Raw genomic sequence first — 3,043 nt, 5'->3', positions numbered from 1 at the left:
GTATGACTACAGGGGAMCGACGAGCTGGACGGTGACCAACGAAGTCAACGCGCCTGGCTGTATTCCGTCGACCGTCAATCCGTCGAGTGCCGGAACCTGTACCGGCCTCGTCTACGACGACAGCAAGGTGATCCGCTCGTCGGTCGGTGTCGGCCTGATCTGGCAGTCGCCGTTCGGTCCGCTGCGCTTCGACTACGCCGTGCCGCTCAGCAAGGGCAAGTATGACCGCACCCAGGAGTTCCGGTTCGGCGGCGGCACCTCGTTCTAATTCGATCAGCAGAGCATGATCCGGCCCCTTGGGTTTCCCCTGGGGGCCGGTCTCCAAAAAGTTCGTGCTCAATCCGGGAGATGAGGCATGATGCGGCTTGGCCGCTTCATGCCGAAGCCGGACCACGACGGGGTGGAATGGCGCAGCCGACCTTCTTCACAAAGCCGCCTGCGACGGCGCTGGCCGATATTGCCACGCTGACAAAGACGCTGCTGGTCGACCCCACCAGGGGCGATCACGTCATCACGGGCCTGGCTTCGCTCGACGAAGCCGGCCCGATGCATCTGGCGTTCTTCGACAACCTGAAATATGCCGATCAGCTCAAGACGACCAGAGCGGGTGCGTGCCTGGTCAGTCCGCGCTTCGAGGCTCAGGTGCCCGCGCACGTCGCCGTGCTGCGGGCGGCGCAGCCGTTCCGCGCCTTCGTCAGGATCGCGCGGGAATGGCACGGCGACGCGCTGAGGCCGCAATCCTGGGTCGGCAATGACGGCATCGCGCCGTCAGCCATCATCGATCCCACGGCGCGCCTCGAGGACGGTGTGGTCGTCGACCCGCTTGCGGTCATCGGTGCGGATGTCGAGATCGGCAGCGGCACGGTGGTCGGCGTCGGCGCCGTGATCGGCCCCGGCGTCAAGATCGGCCGGGACTGCAATGTCGGCGCCCGTACCGCCATCCAGTGTGCCCTGATCGGCAACAACGTGCTGATCCACCCGGGCTGCTCGATCGGCCAGGACGGCTACGGCTTCATCTTCTTCGGCCCCGAGGGGCACCTGAAGGTGCCGCAGACCGGGCGCGTGCTGATCCAGAACAATGTGGAGGTCGGCGCCGGCACCACCATCGATCGCGGTTCCCTGCGCGACACGGTGATCGGCGAGGGCACCAAAATCGACAACCAGGTCCAGATCGGCCACAATGTGACGATCGGCCGGAATTGCCTGCTGGCGGCCCAGATCGGGCTGGCCGGCAGTCTGACCATCGGCGACAACGTGGCGCTGGGAGCAAAGGTTGGCATCAACAATCACCTCAAGATCGGCGACGGGGCCCAGGTCACCGCGATGAGCGGCGTCAAGGATGACATCCCGCCGAACGGACGCTGGGGTGGTTTTTTTGCCAAGCCGACCAAGCAGTGGTTCAAGGAGATCATCGCGGTGGAGCGCCTGGTACGCGACAGCAAGGCCGATCCGAAGGACGAGGGACGGGAATGACGGAGGAATCACCTGTTAGGTTCGAGCTGGTGGACATCAACGCGATCCTCCAGACGCTGCCGCACCGCTTTCCGATGCTGCTGATCGATCGCGTGATCAGCATCCGCGCCGATTACAGCGGCATCGGCATCAAGAACGTCACCTTCAACGAGCCGGCCTTCCAGGGACATTTCCCCGAGCGCCCGGTCTATCCCGGCGTGATGATGATCGAGGCGATGGCGCAGACGGCGGGCGTGATCGGCATCAAGTCGGTCGAGGGCACCGAGAAACCGCGCGCGGTCTATTTCCTCACCATCGACAAGTGCAAGTTCCGCAAGCCCGTGCTGCCCGGCGATACCATCGAGTATCACATGCGCTCGCTCGGCCGCCGCAAGACCATGTGGTGGTTTCACGGCGATGCCAAGGTCAACGGCCAGGTCGTCGCGGAAGCCGACGTCGGCGCCATGCTGACGGACTGAGCGGCTTACGGTCCGCAGGGCGGGCTCACGCGCCGCAATCGTAGCGGCTGCCCGGTGCCGCGCGTCTGATATTCCGGTTGAAGAACTGGCCCATGGACGGCGCGCCCAGGAGGCCGTCGACCGTATCGGGACCCACGCCGCAATAACGGTCATATGCGCCGTTGATCGCGACGATCAGGTCCTGTTGTGCGCGGTCGTAGCAGACACGCTGAAGCACCGTGCTGCGGGTGATGTCGCGGCATTCGAATGTCGCGAGGTCGACGGGGCGGTGTCCGCCGGTCTCCACCGTCTCGGAGACGAGCGGTGCGGTCGCCAGCTGTGCGAGCAGCATTGCCAGGGCCCTGACCACGATACCTGAAGCTCCGCATGAACGTGTTGATGGGCCGCGAAGGCCGCCGCATCCGGCACGTGAAACACGCCGAGATGATACGTCACTGGACAGATCGGGCATAGTCGGGCTAACCAGCGGAAAACCAAGCGACTTCAACACATAACCAGACCTTCTTGACGAGTTAGATTGCTTGATGAGCAAGATTGATCCCACCGCACGGGTCGAGGACGGCGCCGTGATCGGCGAGGGTACCGAGATCGGCCCCTACTGCATCATCGGCCCCAATGCCGTGATCGGCGCGAACTGCAAGCTGATCGGACATGTGCATGTCACGGCGCAGACCACCATCGGCGATGATTGCACCATCTATCCCTTTGCCTCGCTCGGCACGCCACCGCAGTCGCTCAGCTACCGTGGCGAGCTGACGAAGCTCAAGATCGGCTCGGGCTGCACTATCCGCGAATCCGTGACCATGAATGCCGGCACCGTCGCCGGCGGCGGCATCACCACGGTCGGCGATCGCGGCTACTTCATGAATTGCAGCCATGTCGGCCATGACTGCCATGTCGGCAATGACGTGATCTTCGCGACCTCGGCGACGCTCGGCGGTCACTGCGAGATCGGCGACTTCGTCTTCATCGGCGGCCTGTCCGCGGTGCACCAGTTCACGCGCATCGGGCCGCAGGTCATGGTGGGCGGTGTGTGTGGCGTACGCGACGACATCATTCCGTTCGGGCTGGTCAATGGCCAGTATGCCGTGCTTGAGGGCCTCAACCTGATC

5 protein-coding genes are annotated in these 3,043 nt (G+C 64.1%); 4 read left to right on the top strand and 1 reads right to left on the bottom strand.

The annotated features are described in order from the left end of the window. From AC1D00_RS34080 to fabZ, 3 genes are all read left to right on the top strand, one after another. A partial coding sequence (locus tag AC1D00_RS34080) for a BamA/TamA family outer membrane protein (RefSeq protein ID WP_477013692.1) occupies positions 1-268 on the top strand: 268 nt, incomplete at its 5' end. Between the two features lie 137 nt (positions 269-405). Beyond that, positions 406-1,473 (top strand): UDP-3-O-(3-hydroxymyristoyl)glucosamine N-acyltransferase, encoded by a 1,068-nt coding sequence (lpxD, locus tag AC1D00_RS34075; RefSeq protein ID WP_477013691.1) that lies wholly within the window; start codon positions 406-408, stop codon positions 1,471-1,473. Continuing rightward, positions 1,470-1,931: a 3-hydroxyacyl-ACP dehydratase FabZ gene (fabZ, locus tag AC1D00_RS34070; protein WP_477013690.1), complete on the top strand. Its 462-nt coding sequence runs from the start codon at positions 1,470-1,472 to the stop codon at positions 1,929-1,931. The genes lpxD and fabZ overlap by 4 nt, the downstream gene beginning before the upstream one ends. 25 nt (positions 1,932-1,956) lie before the next feature. On the opposite strand, the gene AC1D00_RS34065 is transcribed toward fabZ, so the two are convergent. Then, positions 1,957-2,280, bottom strand: coding sequence for a KTSC domain-containing protein (locus AC1D00_RS34065; protein WP_477013689.1), 324 nt, complete (start codon positions 2,278-2,280; stop codon positions 1,957-1,959). A gap of 175 nt (positions 2,281-2,455) precedes the next feature. Here AC1D00_RS34065 and lpxA point away from each other — a divergent pair. Next, positions 2,456-3,043 (top strand): acyl-ACP--UDP-N-acetylglucosamine O-acyltransferase (gene lpxA, locus AC1D00_RS34060; protein WP_477013688.1); only part of this gene is annotated, 588 nt, incomplete at its 3' end.

It is taken from the genome of Bradyrhizobium sp. P2_E8, from assembly GCF_056403875.1.
The sequence above is the reverse complement of the archived record's forward strand: the minus strand, read 5'-3'. Positions and strand labels throughout refer to the sequence as shown.